Below are 16,834 nucleotides of genomic sequence, written 5' to 3'. Positions count from 1 at the left end.
ATTCCGTAAGGTTGCCGGAAGGACGTGAGAATTTTCCTCGCCGACGTTAGCTTCTCAAGCAACCGAGGAGCAGTGGGATGCAAGGGAACGCTACGAACAGCCGCCGGGCGGGCGGCATTCTGTCACACGGTGCACCGTATCCGGTCCGCGTGGTGCTCGCGGACGACCAGGCCCTGATGCGCGAGGGCCTTGCCGCATTGCTCGCGGCCCAGCCGCGTTTCGACGTGGTGGGAACAACAGGCGATGGGCACGCTTGCCTGCGCCTTTGCGTCGACACGCAGCCCGACTTGCTGGTGTTCAACGATGCGATGCCCGGTTTCACGGGTGCAGAGGCGGTACGGCACGTCGCGGCGCATTGCCCGTCCACGCGCATGCTGTGCCTCGCCGAGCACGGCGACAGGCCGTGCGTGCGGGCTGCTTTCGACGCGGGTGCACACGGTTACGTCCTGAAACGCTGCACGTTCGCCCACCTCATCGACGGCATAGACAACGTGCTGTCGGCGCGGTACCACGTTAGCCCCGGGCTGGCCCACGCACTGCTCGACGACGATGGCCGCCGTGCATCGGCACCCGCCTTGTCGAACCGCGAACGTGAAGTGGCGACGCTCTACGCCAAGGGCCTCTCGACGCGGCAGATCGCCGAAACCCTGCACATAAGCATGAAAACGGTGGGGACCCACCGCGAGCACATCCTCTCGAAACTCGACGGCGAAAGCATCGCCGACGTGACACGCCACGCGCTGCGCGAGGGCTGGGTCACGCTTGGCCAGTGACACCGAATCAGGCGATCGCCGATACCCAGGCGTCGGCGGGCGCGCGATAGTGACCCCACGGAGCAACACATGAACAAGGAGATCGCGTGACGGGAACAGCACCGCTCGAGGGCCTGATCGAAGCCATGGCAGGTGCCGTGGTCGAAGCGCAGGCACGGATAGAGCAAGCCCAGGTCGCCCACCTGGGCGAATACTTCGACGACGACAACCGGCCCAAGAGCGTGGTGATACGCATGCCTTCCATGCAACCCGGCGCCACGGAGAACGACGAAGACCTCTACCGCGTTCCCCTGCTGCCCCTCGTGCCGAGCACCTCGTTGCGCATCAGGGACGTGGAGATCGAGTTCGACGCCGAACTGGGTGCTTTCTTCGAGCCGGGCGACGACGATGCCGACGCCGGGGCGTCACCGGGCGGCTTCGGTGATCGCTGGGCTTTCCTTTCCAGGCTGCGCAGGCGCTCGGTCGCCCTCGACACCCATGCTCGCCGCGGCGAAGGCGGTGCAGGCAAGGTGCAGGTGAAGCTGCGCGTCGAAGGCACCGAGCCGACCGATGGCCTGGCGCGGCTTACCAACCAATTAGCGATGACCCAAGGGGTCTTCCAGACGTTCAGGCCAGGTGACTGAACACACCGGCCGAACCCCTGCGCACATGAGGTGTACAGGGTCGATGTCCATACGCAAGGAGTGATGTGATGACTATTTCCGACCAATTCCGCGGCCTGCCCATGGGCGACCTGGTAGGCGCACCGCTGATGGCGGCGTGCGAAGCACAGGTGCGGCTCGCGCAGTCCACGGCCGACTTCATCAACAAGGTGGGCTTCGAGCACGATGCCAACGGCGTCGCAACGGATAAATCGCGCACCTCCGACTTCAAGTTCATGCGCCCCGTGCAGCAGGACGATGGTACGTGGAAGGAAGAGCAGGTGTCGATGAGCGTACCGCTGCTGGCCATCGTCAAGGTGCCGACCCTGGCCGTCGAGGACGTCAACATCACGTTCGACATGGAGGTGAAGACATCCACGAACGACAAGAACGCCGTGGACTCCAAGACCGATTTCAGTGCCTCGTGGGGCGGCTTCGGGGCGAAGGTGGCGGTCTCGGGGTCGGTCAGCACGCACAAGGAGAACACGCGGACGTCGGATAACTCGGCGAAGTACCACGTGAACGTCCAGGCGCGTGACACGGGCATGCCCGAAGGCCTCGCACGCGTCATGGATATCCTGCAGACGGCCGTCGTGCCGAAGACCACCGCGGCATCGACGCCGGCACCGACGCCGACGCCGTAACGCGCGCAGCCCACCGTCGTGGCGCGGCCCGCCGCGCCACGACACCCAAGGAGTGGCCCATGTTCGAACTCACCGATACCCGCTTCGTCAAACGCATCGTGGTTGGTAGCAGCAACCCGAACCAGATGGCTGCCGAAGCACAGATCGAAGAAGCGCGCGCCCTGCTGAACCGGTGCCTCAACGATTCGCCGCGCGGGCACCTGCTCGCGACGGAGAAAAGCTTCACCATCCTGCAGGTGGGCGAGCACCAGGTCGTGCTGCAGTGGATCTGTTACCACGTGGCGTTCACGCGCAAGCCTGCGTGGGTCACTGAATAAGTGCGCAGCGCCAGTCTGCCGCTTGCCACGCTCGTGGCGAAGCTGGAGGTCGTGGCCGGGGCCATGCGGCGGGCGGCGACACGGCGGGCCGCCTCGATCGAGGCATTGTGCTTCGCTTTCGATGCGACGACACGCTATGTCGACGGTGCATGGCACGTCGTGCCGGGGCGCCCCGGGTTCACGTGGCCCCGCCGGCACGCCGTGCGGCGAATCAACGTGCGGTGCGCAGCCGATGACGGCTGGGTACCGCGGTTATCCATCGACGGCGTCGCCGTCGTGCCGACGGGGATGCCATCCCCGAATGAAGGAGAGCGGTATGTCACACGGAATGTTGGCGATCATGTTACTGGCGGGCATGGAGGGGCAGTGGACGGGCACCCTGGCATCGGGTGATGCCTTGGTGCGCACATCCATCACGCGCCGCGGCGACGCATTGCGCATGGCGATCGGCGAGCCGCACAAATGCCACATACCTGCCGAGGTACTCGTGGAGGACGGCAACGAAACACGCCTGACGTTCAACCCGCCGCCGAACGGCGGCCCGTTTTGCCAGGGCCTGTACCCTGGCGAGATGCGCATGGCGAGGGCGGGTGGTGGCGTGCGCGTCACCTTCGTGCGGGCGGGCCGTACCTGGGAAGGCGTGCTGTCGGCCACGCCGGGCCCATGAGGAGCGTGCCATGGATACCTTGTTGCTTGCCCGTTTCTGGCTATTGCTCGCCGCCGTGGGCGGCGCCGTCCTCCCGGTCGCGATGAGCGATTCGGGCTCACGCCGCCGCGCCATGGTTCAAGTGGTGTGCGGTACGCTCATCGCCGTGTTCCTGGCCCCCGCGTTCCTGCGCCAGTTCCTGCCCGACGCCCTGCCGGAGGTGCAGGCAGGCGTCGCGTTCCTTGTCGGCGCGTTTGGCCTCAAGGTGACGGTGATCGCGCAGCACCTGCTCGACCGGCACGGCGAAGGCCTTGCCGAGCGTTTCATCCAGCGCATCGCGGGAGGTGGCAAGTGAGTGGCGGGCTTCTCGTCGTCGACCTCGCGGCCTGTGGCCTCGTCACGCTTACCGCGGGCTGGCTCGTGACCGACCGGCAGCTATCACGGGCAGCCCGCGTGTGTTGCGCGGCCATCGTGGCGGGCGCATGCGTCAACACCATTGGGATCTACGGCATGCTGGCGGCGCTGGATGGCTTCTTCTACGGCGATGTGTGGCCGAGCGAAGTCCTGGTGGATGTCGGCGTGGCCTCGCTGCTGCTGCGCTGGGCGGTACGCCTCCACCGCGCGCCCCGGGAATCGACGTGTCCCTGAATGGCCCGCGGCATCACTGTGCGGAATCGGCACCCGGGCCCCTTGGGCCCGGGCCATTGCGGGAGAGTCGGCAGGCCGGCAACCGCCACGTGGGGTGGCGCGCCTGGCAAGCACCCATATGGGGATTCCGCCATGTCCAGCTCGCTCCGCTCGCTTGTCCTTGCGTTATCCGTCGCAACCCTCGGTGTCGGCGCGGCGCACGCGCAGACCGCCATCACGGGCCTCGGCCAGTCCTGGCCCAATGCCACCGATGTCAGCACCAGCCCCAACTACCATGTCTACGTGTTCCAGCGCGGCAGCCTGAAATACATCCAGGTGAACGACGCAGGAGGTAACGTCCGTGCCGCCGTCGTGCGAACGCCCACGAGCCTGCTGGGCTCACCCGTCGGCGTGGACGCGGCAAACGTGGCGACGCCCGACGAGCCGATGGCCGCGCCTGTCAGTTCGGTAGGCGAAACCGTCTACAAGGACGATGCGGTGCAGGTGTTCGTAGCACCCCAGCCCAACGGCAGCATGCGCGTGGCGGCGGCACCGGTGGAGTGCAAGAACCCGCTGGAGTGCTCCACGCGCGGGCCATGAGTTGAACGCACCGCCATCGCGGGGTGCCGGGTGATGGCCCGGCACCCCGCGTTTTCAGTGGCGGCGCACGGGCGCTGGCGCGGGCACGGGCATGCCGGCACGCGCGGCGCGTTGCGCCGCGGCGACGCGCTGGGCCACGCGCACCCCGAAGATCAACGCGGTGGAAGCCACGAAGGCCAGCACGGCCTGCGAGCGGATCATGGCCGGGTCCTGCAACTGGAACGAGGTGCTGGCCTGGGCCACGCTGGCCAGCATGCCGCCCACCGCCGCGCCGTGCCAGCCGTGGCGCAGGGTCAGCGCCACCACCGGCACGGCCATGGCGACGCGTATCCAGGTAAGCAGGCTGTCGCCATCATCGGTGCCGTCGGCGACGAGCAGCAGCAGCGCAAGGCACGGCACCGCGAATAGCAGCGCATCGCGAAGCAGCGGGCTTTCCTTCACCGTGCGCCACGTGACGACGCCGCCGGGCAATGCGGCGATGCGCTCGCGGATGGCGAGGATCACGGGGGTGAGCGTCAGGGCGCCGAGGTAGGCACCGAGGACCCACGCGAGCAGCACCGGCACCGTGGGCACGGGTGCGGGCGTGCCGTCGCCCAGTTCCACGAGCGAGAGCACAAGGGCGTTATCCGCCGTGTTCACGATGGCGCACACCAGCGTTGCCGCGAGGATAACCCCGATGTTCAGCGTGCCGTCGCTGGCCACGACGGCGAAGCGGCGGCGCAGCCAGGCGAAGGCGGGCATGCAGAAGAGAATGGGTGGCACCGACGCCGCGATGGCCCACACGGTGCCGTAGAGATGCGCGTGCAGCAGCGCCATTTCAGCGATAGGCAGGGTTTCGCCGACGGCCAGCGCGGGCCAGAAGCGGCGCGGCACCAGCAGCAGGCACGCAAGGCGAAGGCCGGCGGGCAGCAGCCAATGCGAGAACGAAATATTGCGCGTGAGCTCGTAACACGCGGCATACGCGGCCGCGACCGCAAGGTACCGGCCCCACGCCAACGGATCCTTGTTTGCCTTGCCCACGGGCCGCCCTCGACTGATTCTCGCCGCACGGGGATGAAGTCCCGTTACAGCTGACGCTTTCTGGATAAATGATATAGCGGCATCCAGACGAGCGAATACAGGAGGATTACTCAAATTTGCCAGAATTGCGGATGGGTCAGTGCGGCGTTTACCAGCGCAACCAGCGAGGCCCCGCCAGCGCACCCAGCGCGGTGGGTAGCAGCATGCCAACGAGATACCAGAACGCCCAGAAAGGCGGGGCCATCTCGGGGCAATGCAGGCAATACGCCGTGGTGGCGACGGCCCCCGCGAACAGCCCCGTGGCGGCGCCGGCGAGCCGCGGGCGCACGGGCGCCATGCCACGCACGGCCCACAGCATGGCGGCGAACGTGGGCGCCGACAGCACGGCGATCAACACGGGGCACACCTTCCACGTATGCCCAAGCCACATCGCGATGCGCGTGCCCTCGGGCGCGCCGGCGAGTACGCAAGCCATGGCCGCGAGGGCGCCCAGCGGCGCGGCGCCCAGCGCCACCCAGCGCACGCCGACGTGCGCACCGGGCCGGGCCAGCCGCAGCACGACGAGGAACGCGGTGGCCGCGATGGCGACGGGGTAGGCGAGGCGTAGCCAGAACATGGGCAGGCGAATCGCCTGGCCGAGGTCGGGGCGCAGGCCCAGGCCGGCCACCATGAGGAGCAGGGCCGCACCCAGGCCCACCAGCACGGCGGCGGCGAAGCGTCGCGAAGGTACCCGGCGATCCACCGCGGGCGTTTCAGTGGCGAGCAGGCTGATGAGGTCGTCGGTCTTCACGAGGCCTCCCGGATGCTGGCGGCCAGTGCCTTGAGGCCGCGGTGGACGCCGACCTTGACGGCGGATTCGGAGATGCCGCAACGGCGTGCCGCTTCGGCCACGGACAGGCCCTGCAACTTCACGAACACGATGGGCAGGCGGTGGCGGTCGGGCAGGGCTTCGAGCAGGCGGCCGACATCGCGCCGGGCATCGGCGGGTTCGGTTTCGGCGTCGACGAACACCTGGTGGCCGTCGTCGGCGAGGGGGTCGTGCAGCGCCTCGCGGCGTGCGTGGGCGCGGAAGTAATCCATGAGCTTGTATCGAACGATGGCGTGGACCCACGCGGTGAGCGGCTGGTCCTCGCGGTAGGTATGCCTGGCATTGTGGATGGCCAGCAGGGTTTCCTGGAGGATGTCTTCCACGTCGGCGTGGGCGCGCGGCAGGCGCCGCCGCAACCACCCGCGCAGGTAACCCGCCAGGTCGTCCAGGAATTGCCTGTACGCGCCCGCATCGCCGCGCAAGCCAGCGATGAAGCGCGTGCGCAGGTCGTGTTCGGCGGCAAGGGCACTCATGTCTACCAGTTCGCGCGCGCGGTGGCCCCGGTTACAGCGGGGATGAAAAAAATTCCGTGTGCGCCGACTGTAACCGCACGTGGCGCCACGGCGAATCCCCCTTCGACCCCGGGCACAGGGCCCGGCACCCGAAGGAGAGACCATGAACCGTACCGCCGCATCCCTTGCCCTCGCCGTCGCGGCGCTCGTCGCCGGCGCAGCCCATGCCGACGAGGCGAAGAAGCCCGCCGTCGAGAAATGCTGGGGCGTCGCCAAGGCGGGCCAGAACGATTGTGCCGCCGGCCCCGGGACCACGTGCGCAGGCACGGCCAAGGCCGATTACCAGAAGAACGCGTGGAAGAACGTGCCGGCGGGCACCTGCACCTCCATCGTGACCCCGAAGGGCCACGGCTCGCTGACGAAGGTGGGCTGAACCCGCATGGCCGCGCCCGGCATCGGCCTTGGCTTCAAGCCCGCGCACGCGGAAGCGGCGCTTGGCCAGGCCGTGCCCGGGTTATGGCTCGAGATCCACCCGGAGAACTACATGGTGGATGGCGGCCCGCGCCTCGCGTTGCTCGACGCGCTGGCCGGGGCTTACCCGCTTTCACTGCATGGCGTGTCGCTGTCGCTCGCCGCGGATGAGCCACCCGATGCGGCGCACCTGGCGCGCCTGCGTGCCATGGTCGATCGCGTCCAGCCAGTGCTGGTGTCCGAGCACCTGGCCTGGTCCACGCGCCGCGGCACCTACCTTCCCGACCTGCTGCCGTTCCCGCGCTCACACGCGGCCTTGCAGCGTGTCGCGGATAACATCGGCCGCACGCAGGATGCGCTGGGCATCACCATCGCCGTTGAAAACCCGACGCACTACATGCCGATCGACGGGCACGATTACAGCGAAGGGGAGTTCTTCGCCGAGCTGGTGCGCCGCACGGGCTGCGGGCTGTTGCTCGACGTCAACAATATCCACGTGAGCGCGCACAACCTCGGCACCGATGCACGCGCGTGGCTAGGCTCACTTCCGTTGCACGCGGTGCGCGAAGTCCACCTGGCGGGCCATGCCACGGACGCGACGGGCCTGCTCGTCGATTCGCATGACGCACCGGTGGCAGCCCCCGTATGGGCGCTGTTCGCCGACCTGCTGCGACTCACCGGCCCTCGGCCGACGCTGCTGGAGCGGGACGGCAACGTGCCAGCGTTCGGCGAGCTGCTTGCCGAGCGCGAGCATGCGCTCGCTATATCAGCGGCGGCCGCGTGAGCACGCTGGGCGCCTTCCAGGCGGCCTTCACCGACGCCTTGCTTGCCAGTGCATGCGAGGGCGCGCATGACGACGGCTTCCACGTGTATCGCAATACGGTGCGCCGGGGCTGCATCGACGCGCTGGAAGCCAACTTCCCGGCGGTGGCCACGCTGGTCGGCGCGGCGTGGTTCCGCTCTGCCGCCGCGCATTTCGCCGAGGCGTCCCCGCCCGTGGATGCACGGATGGCGCGCTACGGCCAAGGCTTTCCCGCGTTCCTTGCAAGCCTGCCGACGCACGGCGACATGCCTTACCTCGTTGACGTGGCACACACCGACCTCGCGTGGTCGGCGTGCCACGATGCGGCGGATGCCGAGCCGCTGGATGCCCATGCCTGGCTGGACGCCTGGGAGGGCCGCCGCCGCTGGCGGCTCCACCCCGCGACGCGCTGGGTGGCCTCCGCGTTCCCCGTCGCAAGCCTGTGGCAGGCAAGTCGCGATGGCGTCGCCCCACGCAACCTCGCGTGGCTGCCCGAAGCGATCCTGCTCACGCGCCCGGGCAGCCAGCCCTTGGCTACCCCCGTGCCACCCGCCACCCTGTGCTTCCTCGAGGCATGCGGCGCGGGCCAACCGCTGGCCGCCGCCGCTGACCACGCGTGCGAAGCCTTCCCCACGTTTCCCATCGACCACGCCATCGCGGCCGCCCTCGGCGCCGGCGCGCTGGCCCTTGCCTGAAGGAACCCGACCATGCCCCTGCGTAGCCGCTGGAACAGCCTCGCCGAGCGCATCGAGCAATGCGTGACGCACGACGTCCTTGCGCTCGTCGCGCGCGTCGCCATCGCCGCCATTTTCTTCCAGTCAGGCCGGACCAAGGTCGAGGGTTTCCTGACCCTCACCGACAGCACCTACCAGTTGTTCATGGACGAATACCGCTTGCCCCTCGTGCCCCCCGTGGTCGCGGCGCACATGGCCGCATACGTCGAAACGTTCGTGCCCATGTTGTTGGTGCTGGGCCTGGCCACGCGCCTGTCCGCGGCCGTGTTGCTGGGCATGACCACGATCATCGAGATCTTCGTGTATCCGGATGCGTGGCCAACGCACCTTTCGTGGGCCGCGATCCTGCTATACCTCATCGCGCGCGGTGGCGGCCGCGTGTCGCTCGACCACGCGCTGCGCATCCGCTAGTTGTTCGTGCGTTGTAACCGCCGCGCCACCCGCGGCGAACTTACCCAAGCCACCCATGGCACCACCACCTGGAGAACCCCGATGAATACCGCCACCCACAGCGTCGCCGCCGCAGCCGCCCTGTTCGCCGTTTCCGTCGCCGCCATCAGCGCACCCGCCCAGGCGGCCGAGCAGCCCGCCGGCAAGACCGTGCACTGTTACGGCATCAACAGCTGCAAGGGCACCTCCGACTGCAAGTCGGGCAACCACGCGTGCAAGGGCCAGAACGATTGCAAGGGCCAGGGCTTCAAGGCCGTCTCGGCCAGCGAATGCACGGCCCAGGGCGGCAGCACCACGCCGCCCGCGAAATAAGCTGGCATCATGATCCCGCCCGGCCGCAGCGTGCGGCCGGGCATGCACCCGGAGCCCTTCCATGACCCAGGCTGGCTTGCCCTCGTTCGGTGGTTTCGGGCTTGGCCTGCGGGTGCCTCACTACGCCGACTTCATCTCCACGACGCAGCCCGTCGACTTCGTCGAGGTGATCTCGGAAAACTTCATGGTAGAGGGCGGGCGCCCGCTCGATATCCTCGCCCGCGTCCGTGAACGCCACCCGGTGGCGCTGCACGGCGTCTCCATGAACATCGGTTCCACCGACGGCGTGGATCCCGACTACCTGCGCCGCCTGCGCGGGCTTGCCGATCGCATCGAGCCGCTGTGGGTCTCCGACCACCTCTGCTGGACAGCCGTGGGCGGCTTCCAGAGCCACGACCTGCTGCCGCTGCCCTACACCGAGGAGGCTCTCGCCGTGGTCGCGGCGAACGTCCGCCAGGCGCAGGATATCCTCGGCAGGCCGCTGGTGCTCGAAAACCCCTCCACGTACCTGCACATGGCCGAGCCGGGCTTCGACGAGGCCGTGTTCCTCGACGCACTTTGTAAACAAACAGGGTGTTACCTTCTGCTCGACGTGAACAATATCTTCGTCAGCGCCACCAACCATGGACTCGACCCCGCCGCGTGGGTGGACAGGCTGCCGCTCGAGCGCGTGCGCCAGGTGCACCTCGCCGGCCACAGCCAGGGCCGCGAAATGCTGGTGGATACCCACGACGCCCCCGTGCCCGACCCCGTCTGGGCCCTGTTCGCCCGCTTCGCCGCGCGCCTCGGGCCCGTCGCCGTGATGATCGAGCGCGACGACCATATCCCGCCGCTGGCGGAGCTGCTCGCCGAACTGGACCATGCCCGCGCCATCATGGCGCTATCGCGGAGGGCCGCATGAACCTGCGCGATCTCCAGGAACGTTTCGCCGCCACGCTGCGGGGTGCCCCCGCGATCAGCGGCCTCGATGGTCGCGGCATGGCGGTCTACACCAACAACTACCGTTCGCAACTCGTGTCGTCGTTGCGCGACACGTATGCGAAGACACGCTTGTGGCTGGGCGATGGCGTCTTCGACGAGCTGGCGGAATCCTATGTCGCCTCGACGCCGCCCGCGTCGTGGACACTCGATGCCTACGGCGAAAGCTTCATCGAGTCGCTCGACACGCATTACCCCGCCGACCCCGAGATCGCGGAGCTTGCCTGGCTCGACTGGCACCTGCGCCGCGCGTTCTCTGGCGCGGACGCCGAGCCGATCGGCGTCGATGGCCTCGTCTCGGCGGATTGGGAGGCCACGGGCTTCCGCTTCGTGCCCACGCTGCGGTTCCGCTGGACACGCACCAACGCCACGGCGATATGGCATGCGCTCAACAACGAGTCCATGCCGCCCGCCGCGGAGGTCTTCGACGTGGACGCCGGCGTGCGTGTATGGCGGCGTGATTTCTCCCCGCGCTTCACCAGCATGCTGGCGCCGGAATGCACCTGCCTCGACCTGGCGCTGGCCGGCGCCACATTTGGCGAGATGTGCGAAGCGCTGACCCGCCTGCACGAACCCGACACCGCCGCGCGGCAGGCCGGCGCGTTGCTGCGCAGCTGGGTCGACGATGGCATCGTGCAGGGCCTCGTCGACGGCTGACGCGGGCTACACTGGCGCGATGATCGACGACGCCCACCTCGCGCATGGCCTTGCCGGCGATGAACTACCGCCAGACTGGCCACCGCTGGCCGCCAGCGAGGTGGCGCCGGTGCTCGAACGCGTTGTCGGCGCGGGGGGCTTCCGCGGCATGCCATGGCGCTCGCCGCGCCCGCTGTCGGCCGCCGCGCTGGTCGAAACCACCACGGGGGTGGTGTTCGTCAAACGCCACCATGTGGCCGTGCGTTCGGTGGCCACGCTGGCCGAGGAGCACGCGTACGCGGCGCACCTGCGCGCGGGCGGGGTGCCCATGCCCGCGCCTTACGCCGACGCGGCTGGCCATACCGTGTTCACCGAGGGCGATTGGGTTTATGAGGTGCACGCGCTCGCCCGCGGGCAGGATATCTACCGCGACGCGTTCTCGTGGTCGCCAGTCGGCGGGCGCCAGCATGCCGAAGCCGCGGGTGCCATGCTTGCGCGGTTGCACCTCGCAGCCGAGGGCTTCGACGCCCCCCAGCGCGGCACGCATATCCTTGTCGCCCGCGCCGAGATACTGGGCGCGCGCGATCCCGTCGCCGCGCTGGAAGCACAGCTCGACGAGCGCCCGGCGCTCGCCACCTACCTCCGCGCACGCGACTGGCACGCGGCGCTGCACGCCACGCTGGCGCCATGGCACGCCGCGATGCGTGACGCCATCGGCGAGCCACCGCGCCTCTGGACGCACGGCGACTGGCACGTCTCCAACCTGTGCTGGAGCGATGCCACCGACGATGCGGCCATCACCGAGGTCCTCGACGCCGGGCTGTGCGCAGCCACGTTCGCGTGGTTCGACATCGCGACGGCGATCGAGCGCAATGCCATCGCCTGGCTCGATATCGCACGTGGTGACATCGGCCGTGGCGACCTGGCCTGCGCGCTGCTGGCCGGGTACCACGCCGTGCGGCCGCTCGGCGACGACGACCTGCGCGCCATCGCGAGCCTGCTGCCCCTGGTCCACGTCGATTTCGCCCTCTCGGAAGTGGAGTATTTCGAGGGGGTCACCCGCCGTGGCGACCACGCCGACGTGGCATGGCATACCTTCCTGCACGGCCATGCCGCCTGGTTCGCCACGCCACATGGCCAGGCCTTCCTGGCCACGATTCGACACGCGCGCCGCGGTTTCGTGGTTCAATAGGGGTCTTGAAGCGGGGGTGCCTGGCGTTGCCGGGCTGAGAGAGTCCCTTGGAACCTGACCCGGTTAGTACCGGCGTAGGGAGCTTGCAGAGCCACGGTCGTCGTCCGTCTCCCTGGGTGGCGGCCCCGTGGCCGCCGTCGCTTCGTCCATGCCCCCAATGACGAAGATGACCGTGAACCGTACCCCGATCGCCCTGGCCTTGCTGCTCGCCCTCGCCCCCGCCGTGCGCGCCGCGGACGACGCGCCGCAGCAGGCCCGCACGCTGCCGTCCATCGACGTGCGCGCCACCACCAGCGAAGGCTACCGCGCCGCCGACTCGCAGCTCGATACCTTCGGGAGCTTTGGCAGCGCACCGCTGCACGACACGCCGGCCGCCATCACGGTGATCACCCGCGCGCAGATCGATGACCGCCAGCCGCGTTCCCTCAGCGAACTGGTTCGCGGCGATGCCGCCATCAACGACAACTACGCGCCGGCAGGCTACTACCAGGACGTATCGATCCGTGGCTTCCCCCTCGACCTGGCCACGGGCTTCCGTTTCAACGGCATGATCATGTCGGCGGAGCAGTTGCTGGCGCTGGAGGGCAAGGCGCGGGTCGAAGTGCTGAAAGGCCTGGGCGGCCTCGAGGCGGGCGTCGTCGAGCCGGGTGGCCTGGTGAACTACGTGAGCAAGCGGCCCGCGGAGGTCCATGAGGTCACGCTAGGTACCGATTCGCACGGCTCGGCGTACGAAGCCCTCGACCTCGGCACATGGTTCACGCCGACGTTCGGCATGCGCGTCAACGCCGCGCATGAAGAAACCCACGGCGTGGTGGAGCATACCGATGCACGCCGCAGCTTCCTTTCCCTCGCCGCGGACTGGAAGATCACCGACAAGGCCACGCTGCTGCTGGATACGGACTACCAGACCAGCGGCGGGCGTTCGGCATCGGGCTACCAGCTGCTGGGCGGCACGACCATTCCCAGCCACGCGAGCCGCACGCGCCTGCTGGGCTACCAGCCGTGGCAGCGCCCCGTCGGCATCGATTCCAGCAACACATCGCTGCGCTTCAACTACCGTTTCACCGACCAGTGGAACATGCAGTTGTCCGCCGGCCACAGCCACACGGTGATCGACGACAACGTCGCATTCGCGTATGGCTGCTTCTATGCCCCGTCGTGCGCCAGCGGTGCCACGCCAGGGTATTTCTTCGCCCCAAACGGCGATTACGACGTCTACGATTACCGCAGCCCCGACGACACCCGCCAGAACGACGAGGTGCGCGCCTCGCTCACCGGTGCGTTCGCCACGGGCGCCATCGACCACGAGCTCAACGTGGGTGCCACGTCGTTCCGGCGCACGGTCGACCAGCGGCCGGACGTATACGACTACGTGGGCACGGCGAACATCGACGACCCGGTGGTGCCCGTGTTCGCCCCATCGCCGAACCAGCCGGGGCCATCCGCCCGCCGGCTCACCAGCTGGCAGCGCACGCTGTTCGCGATCGATCGGGTGCACCTGTCAGATACCTGGCAGGTGCTTGCCGGCGCGCGTTTCGTGAAGCTGCACGAGCGTGCCTATGACGACACGGGCGTGCTCGAGCGCGATACGCGCATGACGAAGACGCTGCCGCAAGCCGCCGTGCTGTGGCAGCCGGCCACCGCGCTGACCACGTACGTGAGCTACGGCGAAGGGCTCGCGCTGGGCCGCGCCGCGCCGTACTGGACATCGAACGATGGCACCACCTTGCCGCCCCTGCATTCGCGCCAGCTCGAAGCCGGTGCGAAATATGCGGTCAACGATGCGCTGGATGTGCAGGCTGCGGTCTACCGCATCAGCCAGCCCTACCAGTTTGCCCAGCCCGATGACACGGAGGCCGGCTTCACGTTCGTCCAGCGTGGCCAGGAAGTGCATACCGGCGTGGAAGTGAACCTCGCCGGCCGTGTCACCGAGAACCTGCGCCTCACCGCCAGCGCCAATGTCATCCGTGCGCGTGCGGACAACACCGGCACGGCCGCGTACGAGGGCCACCAGGTGGTCAACGTGCCACGCTATCGCACCGCCGTGTACGCCGACTACAGCCTGCCGTTCGCGCAGGGCCTTGCCGTGCTGGGCGGCTGGCGCTACGCCAGCAGCAACGTGGCCACGCCCGATGGTGCCACGCGCGTGCCGGCGTACCATGTGTTCGATGCAGGCCTTCGCTTCGCCACCACCGTGGGCGGCCACGCCATGACTTGGCGCCTCAGCGTCGACAACGTCTTCAACCACTTCTACTGGCGCGATACCGGCTCATCCGGCGGTGACAGCTACCTGTTCCCCGGCATGCCGCGGCTCGCCCGCCTGTCGATGACCTATGAACTTTGAACTCTCGTTCTTCGAGCTAGCCGCCGCGCTGGTCAGCGCGGCGGGTGTGTGGCTGACCGCGCGGCGCAGCCCGTGGTGCTGGCCCGTGGGCCTGGTATCGGTGGTGGCGTACGCGTGGATCTTCGTGGACGCAAAGCTGTACTCCGATACGCTGCTGCAGGTGGTGTTCGCGCTGCTCATCGTTTATGGCTGGCACCGGTGGATGCGTAACCTCGATGGCAGTGGCCATGTGCGCGTAGCGGCACTGGGCACGCGAAGCGCCACGCTGCATCTGGCGGTCGGCACGGCGGCCGCGCTGGCGCTCGGCTACGCCATGCATCGGTGGACCGATGCATCGCTTCCGTGGCTCGACGCTGCGCTGACATCGTTCAGCCTGGTAGCGCAATGGTGGCAGGCACGGCGGCACGCCGCGGCGTGGTGGCTTTGGATCGCCGTCGACGTGATCTACGTGGGCGAGTATGTGTACAAGTCCCTGCCCATCACGGCGGTGCTTTATGCGGGCTTCGTGGTACTTGCTGCCTTTGGCTGGCGCGCGTGGCGGCGCGAGCGCGCGGTAGAACTCACAGGGTGAGTTTTCCCTGACATGACGTAGCGCCGCAGGCGCACATGGCTTGAAGCATTAGCCGGCTTACCGCCCAGGGCGGCGTGCCTAGAATTCTCTTTCGCAAAAAGATACCCCGGGGCCCATCACTCACGTCGAGCGTGTGAGGAGGGGAGCACAGCGGGAAGTCCAGATATGGCACCGATTGCCGATCGTCCAGCGCCCCGACCTGTATGAGCGACACCGCGCGATGGTGGAATTGCTTGGGTGGCTTTCTCCCGAGGCGCGGGAGCACCTGGCGGCCGTGTGCCGATTCCGCAGCGTTCTCTCGAATCCGCTGGCATCGGGCGTGGCCAACGTTGCGTAGGGTGTTCCCATGAACGAAGCCCTGAGGCACCCCCGTCCTAACGGATGATGGCGGCGCATCGCGGGGCGCCTAGAATGCCGGGGAACCCAGGCGGAGGCGTGCCCCATGCATCGGATCCTGCTGTTCCTGTCCCTCGTTGCCGCCGCATGCGGCGCGCTTGCCGCGGAGGCCACCCGGCCCGCCGCGTTCGTGGCCAACGGAACGCTGGTGAGCGAGGGCCTCGAAAGCACCTGGACCGAGGCCGTCGACCCCCGCGCCGGCGCATGGCGCGTCAGCGTCGCGCACCCGGCCCGCCGCTATGCCGATGGCGCCGACGCCGCCGGCCGATGGCACCAGGATGTCTCGGGTGCGTTGCATCCCTTCGATTCGGCCGAGGCGAAGACCGTGGCGGTCACCGAGGCCTGGCTGCTCGGCTTTGGGTGGCTGGACCCCGATAGCGCCGTGATGGGGCCATCCGTCGTGACGCGCGAGCGTGGCATGGACCTGCGCCGCACCGTGGCGACGCCGCCCGGCGGCCGGGAGGCCACGCTGTGGTTCGACCAGACAACCGGGCACCTGGTCCGGGCGACCTGGCGCGTGTCGTTCCTCACGGTGACACGTGATTACGCGGATTACCGCGACACGAACGGCGCGGCGCTGCCTTACCGCATGGAGACGCTGGCGAAGACCGATAGCGGCACCGAGGACAGCCGCGAGAGCATCCGCATCACCCGCTACGACACACCAGCGGGGCCCGCGATGGCGAAGGCGCTGGCAAGGCCGCCGCTACTCCCCGGCGACGTCACGATGCGCAACGGTGCGAAGGGCGCGAACACCCCCCTGCTGCTCGAAGGTGGCGCACTGCTGGTGGAGGCATCGATCAATGGATCGAAACCGATGCCCTTCATCCTCGATACCGGGGGCCATGCCATCCTCACCGAAACGACGGCCAAGGCGCTTGGCATCAAGGGGCAAGGCAAGGGCGTAAGCACGGGGTCGGGGCCCGGCTCCATGGCGATCACCTACGCGCCTGTGAAATCGCTGGCGCTCGGCAACGCCGAGTTGCGCGACCAGACCTTCCTCGTCATGCCCTTCGGTTTCAGCTTCGCCGACCGTGGCGAGCGCGAACCGATCGCCGGCATCCTGGGCCTGGAGGTCTTCGAGCGCTTCGTGGTCACGTTCGACTACGACCGCGGCCAGCTCGGCCTCGTGCCGTTCGATCTGCAGAAGCACCTGCCGTTGCAGGGCGAGCGGATACCCCTGCGTTTCACGTTCGATATGCCCGTGGTGGAGGGCGCGCTCGATGGCAGGCGCGGCATCTTCGGCATCGACACGGGCAACAGCGGCACGTTGCTGGTGTTCCCGCAATGGGCGGAGCGCGAGGGCCTGGCGGCGCGCTACCGCAAGGGCTACGCGCTGGCGGGTGGGGGTGGCGTGGGT

22 protein-coding genes and 1 riboswitch are annotated in these 16,834 nt (G+C 68.4%); of the genes, 19 read left to right on the top strand and 3 right to left on the bottom strand.

Annotated elements, in window-relative coordinates; all coding sequences use genetic code 11:
• Window positions 1-77: 77 nt before the first annotated feature.
• The 8 genes from VI08_RS06315 (at window position 78) to VI08_RS06280 (ending at window position 4,248) form a co-directional block, all read left to right on the top strand.
• Window positions 78-773, top strand: a complete 696-nt coding sequence (locus VI08_RS06315; RefSeq protein ID WP_084621306.1) for a response regulator — start codon at window positions 78-80, stop codon at window positions 771-773.
• Between the two features lie 125 nt (window positions 774-898).
• Window positions 899-1,396, top strand: coding sequence for a DUF2589 domain-containing protein (locus VI08_RS06310; protein WP_045828758.1), 498 nt, complete (start codon window positions 899-901; stop codon window positions 1,394-1,396).
• A gap of 68 nt (window positions 1,397-1,464) precedes the next feature.
• Window positions 1,465-2,058 (top strand): DUF2589 domain-containing protein, encoded by a 594-nt coding sequence (locus VI08_RS06305; protein ID WP_045828715.1) that lies wholly within the window; start codon window positions 1,465-1,467, stop codon window positions 2,056-2,058.
• Between the two features lie 59 nt (window positions 2,059-2,117).
• Window positions 2,118-2,375 (top strand): hypothetical protein, encoded by a 258-nt coding sequence (locus VI08_RS06300; RefSeq protein WP_045828714.1) that lies wholly within the window; start codon window positions 2,118-2,120, stop codon window positions 2,373-2,375.
• A 316-nt stretch (window positions 2,376-2,691) separates the two neighbouring features.
• Window positions 2,692-3,042 (top strand): hypothetical protein, encoded by a 351-nt coding sequence (locus VI08_RS06295; RefSeq protein ID WP_157006379.1) that lies wholly within the window; start codon window positions 2,692-2,694, stop codon window positions 3,040-3,042.
• 10 nt (window positions 3,043-3,052) lie between these two features.
• Window positions 3,053-3,376 carry a hypothetical protein gene (locus VI08_RS06290; RefSeq protein WP_045828712.1) on the top strand — a complete coding sequence of 108 codons (324 nt, stop codon included), beginning with the start codon at window positions 3,053-3,055 and terminating at the stop codon, window positions 3,374-3,376.
• Window positions 3,373-3,669, top strand: coding sequence for a hypothetical protein (locus tag VI08_RS06285; protein ID WP_045828711.1), 297 nt, complete (start codon window positions 3,373-3,375; stop codon window positions 3,667-3,669). Before VI08_RS06290 ends, VI08_RS06285 begins: the two co-directional genes overlap by 4 nt.
• Before the next feature lie 132 nt (window positions 3,670-3,801).
• A complete protein-coding gene (locus VI08_RS06280) occupies window positions 3,802-4,248 on the top strand; it encodes a hypothetical protein (protein ID WP_045828710.1) in 447 nt (148 codons plus the stop codon).
• 54 nt (window positions 4,249-4,302) lie between these two features.
• On the opposite strand, the gene VI08_RS06275 is transcribed toward VI08_RS06280, so the two are convergent.
• The 3 genes from VI08_RS06275 to VI08_RS06265 form a co-directional block, all read right to left on the bottom strand.
• Window positions 4,303-5,268, bottom strand: coding sequence for an MASE1 domain-containing protein (locus VI08_RS06275; protein ID WP_198148854.1), 966 nt, complete (start codon window positions 5,266-5,268; stop codon window positions 4,303-4,305).
• A gap of 148 nt (window positions 5,269-5,416) precedes the next feature.
• Window positions 5,417-6,058: a DUF1109 domain-containing protein gene (locus tag VI08_RS06270; protein ID WP_045828708.1), complete on the bottom strand. Its 642-nt coding sequence runs from the start codon at window positions 6,056-6,058 to the stop codon at window positions 5,417-5,419.
• Entirely contained in the window at window positions 6,055-6,609 is a 555-nt protein-coding gene (locus tag VI08_RS06265; protein WP_045828707.1) for a sigma-70 family RNA polymerase sigma factor, read from the bottom strand. The genes VI08_RS06270 and VI08_RS06265 overlap by 4 nt, the downstream gene beginning before the upstream one ends.
• A gap of 142 nt (window positions 6,610-6,751) precedes the next feature.
• Between VI08_RS06265 and VI08_RS06260 the strand changes: the two genes are divergently transcribed.
• The 11 genes from VI08_RS06260 to VI08_RS06210 form a co-directional block, all read left to right on the top strand.
• On the top strand, window positions 6,752-7,021 hold the full coding sequence (locus VI08_RS06260; protein ID WP_045828706.1) for a BufA1 family periplasmic bufferin-type metallophore: 270 nt from the start codon (window positions 6,752-6,754) through the stop codon (window positions 7,019-7,021).
• 6 nt (window positions 7,022-7,027) lie between these two features.
• Window positions 7,028-7,843, top strand: coding sequence for an MNIO family bufferin maturase (gene bufB, locus VI08_RS06255; protein ID WP_045828705.1), 816 nt, complete (start codon window positions 7,028-7,030; stop codon window positions 7,841-7,843).
• On the top strand, window positions 7,840-8,556 hold the full coding sequence (locus VI08_RS06250; protein ID WP_052697717.1) for a DNA-binding domain-containing protein: 717 nt from the start codon (window positions 7,840-7,842) through the stop codon (window positions 8,554-8,556). Before bufB (VI08_RS06255) ends, VI08_RS06250 begins: the two co-directional genes overlap by 4 nt.
• 12 nt (window positions 8,557-8,568) lie before the next feature.
• Complete coding sequence (locus VI08_RS06245; RefSeq protein WP_045828704.1) at window positions 8,569-9,006, top strand: DoxX family protein; 438 nt, start codon at window positions 8,569-8,571, stop codon at window positions 9,004-9,006.
• An 81-nt stretch (window positions 9,007-9,087) separates the two neighbouring features.
• On the top strand, window positions 9,088-9,357 hold the full coding sequence (bufA2, locus tag VI08_RS06240; RefSeq protein WP_045828703.1) for a BufA2 family periplasmic bufferin-type metallophore: 270 nt from the start codon (window positions 9,088-9,090) through the stop codon (window positions 9,355-9,357).
• Window positions 9,358-9,418: 61 nt separating this feature from the next.
• A complete protein-coding gene (gene bufB / locus VI08_RS06235; protein ID WP_045828702.1) occupies window positions 9,419-10,258 on the top strand; it encodes an MNIO family bufferin maturase in 840 nt (279 codons plus the stop codon).
• Window positions 10,255-10,992 carry a DNA-binding domain-containing protein gene (locus VI08_RS06230; RefSeq protein ID WP_045828701.1) on the top strand — a complete coding sequence of 246 codons (738 nt, stop codon included), beginning with the start codon at window positions 10,255-10,257 and terminating at the stop codon, window positions 10,990-10,992. The genes bufB (VI08_RS06235) and VI08_RS06230 overlap by 4 nt, the downstream gene beginning before the upstream one ends.
• Window positions 10,993-11,011: 19 nt before the next feature.
• A complete protein-coding gene (locus VI08_RS06225) occupies window positions 11,012-12,163 on the top strand; it encodes a phosphotransferase enzyme family protein (protein WP_045828700.1) in 1,152 nt (383 codons plus the stop codon).
• A gap of 2 nt (window positions 12,164-12,165) precedes the next feature.
• Window positions 12,166-12,261: riboswitch (TPP riboswitch) on the top strand.
• Window positions 12,262-12,329: 68 nt separating this feature from the next.
• Entirely contained in the window at window positions 12,330-14,507 is a 2,178-nt protein-coding gene (locus VI08_RS06220) for a TonB-dependent siderophore receptor (protein ID WP_232309482.1), read from the top strand.
• The gene (pnuC, locus tag VI08_RS06215) at window positions 14,497-15,078 is read left to right on the top strand and encodes a nicotinamide riboside transporter PnuC (RefSeq protein ID WP_045828698.1); all 582 of its coding nucleotides are present in this window, start codon (window positions 14,497-14,499) and stop codon (window positions 15,076-15,078) included. The genes VI08_RS06220 and pnuC overlap by 11 nt, the downstream gene beginning before the upstream one ends.
• A gap of 442 nt (window positions 15,079-15,520) precedes the next feature.
• On the top strand, window positions 15,521-16,834 hold a 1,314-nt coding region (locus VI08_RS06210; RefSeq protein ID WP_045828697.1), incomplete at its 3' end, for a retropepsin-like aspartic protease.

This window comes from Luteibacter yeojuensis, from assembly GCF_000964085.1.
Classification (GTDB): domain Bacteria; phylum Pseudomonadota; class Gammaproteobacteria; order Xanthomonadales; family Rhodanobacteraceae; genus Luteibacter; species Luteibacter yeojuensis_A.
The sequence above is the reverse complement of the archived record's forward strand: the minus strand, read 5'-3'. Positions and strand labels throughout refer to the sequence as shown.

Coding starts and splice junctions, on each gene's coding strand:
- VI08_RS06220 (WP_232309482.1), top strand. CDS start 12,330: ATGACCGTGAACCGTACCCCGATCGCCCTGGCCTTGCTGCTCGCCCTC.
- VI08_RS06230 (WP_045828701.1), top strand. CDS start 10,255: ATGAACCTGCGCGATCTCCAGGAACGTTTCGCCGCCACGCTGCGGGGT.
- VI08_RS06225 (WP_045828700.1), top strand. CDS start 11,012: ATGATCGACGACGCCCACCTCGCGCATGGCCTTGCCGGCGATGAACTA.
- bufA2 (WP_045828703.1), top strand. CDS start 9,088: ATGAATACCGCCACCCACAGCGTCGCCGCCGCAGCCGCCCTGTTCGCC.
- VI08_RS06315 (WP_084621306.1), top strand. CDS start 78: ATGCAAGGGAACGCTACGAACAGCCGCCGGGCGGGCGGCATTCTGTCA.
- VI08_RS06290 (WP_045828712.1), top strand. CDS start 3,053: ATGGATACCTTGTTGCTTGCCCGTTTCTGGCTATTGCTCGCCGCCGTG.
- VI08_RS06260 (WP_045828706.1), top strand. CDS start 6,752: ATGAACCGTACCGCCGCATCCCTTGCCCTCGCCGTCGCGGCGCTCGTC.
- VI08_RS06300 (WP_045828714.1), top strand. CDS start 2,118: ATGTTCGAACTCACCGATACCCGCTTCGTCAAACGCATCGTGGTTGGT.
- VI08_RS06245 (WP_045828704.1), top strand. CDS start 8,569: ATGCCCCTGCGTAGCCGCTGGAACAGCCTCGCCGAGCGCATCGAGCAA.
- VI08_RS06295 (WP_157006379.1), top strand. CDS start 2,692: ATGTCACACGGAATGTTGGCGATCATGTTACTGGCGGGCATGGAGGGG.
- VI08_RS06280 (WP_045828710.1), top strand. CDS start 3,802: ATGTCCAGCTCGCTCCGCTCGCTTGTCCTTGCGTTATCCGTCGCAACC.
- VI08_RS06310 (WP_045828758.1), top strand. CDS start 899: ATGGCAGGTGCCGTGGTCGAAGCGCAGGCACGGATAGAGCAAGCCCAG.
- VI08_RS06305 (WP_045828715.1), top strand. CDS start 1,465: ATGACTATTTCCGACCAATTCCGCGGCCTGCCCATGGGCGACCTGGTA.
- VI08_RS06265 (WP_045828707.1), bottom strand. CDS start 6,609: ATGAGTGCCCTTGCCGCCGAACACGACCTGCGCACGCGCTTCATCGCT.
- bufB (WP_045828702.1), top strand. CDS start 9,419: ATGACCCAGGCTGGCTTGCCCTCGTTCGGTGGTTTCGGGCTTGGCCTG.
- pnuC (WP_045828698.1), top strand. CDS start 14,497: ATGAACTTTGAACTCTCGTTCTTCGAGCTAGCCGCCGCGCTGGTCAGC.
- bufB (WP_045828705.1), top strand. CDS start 7,028: ATGGCCGCGCCCGGCATCGGCCTTGGCTTCAAGCCCGCGCACGCGGAA.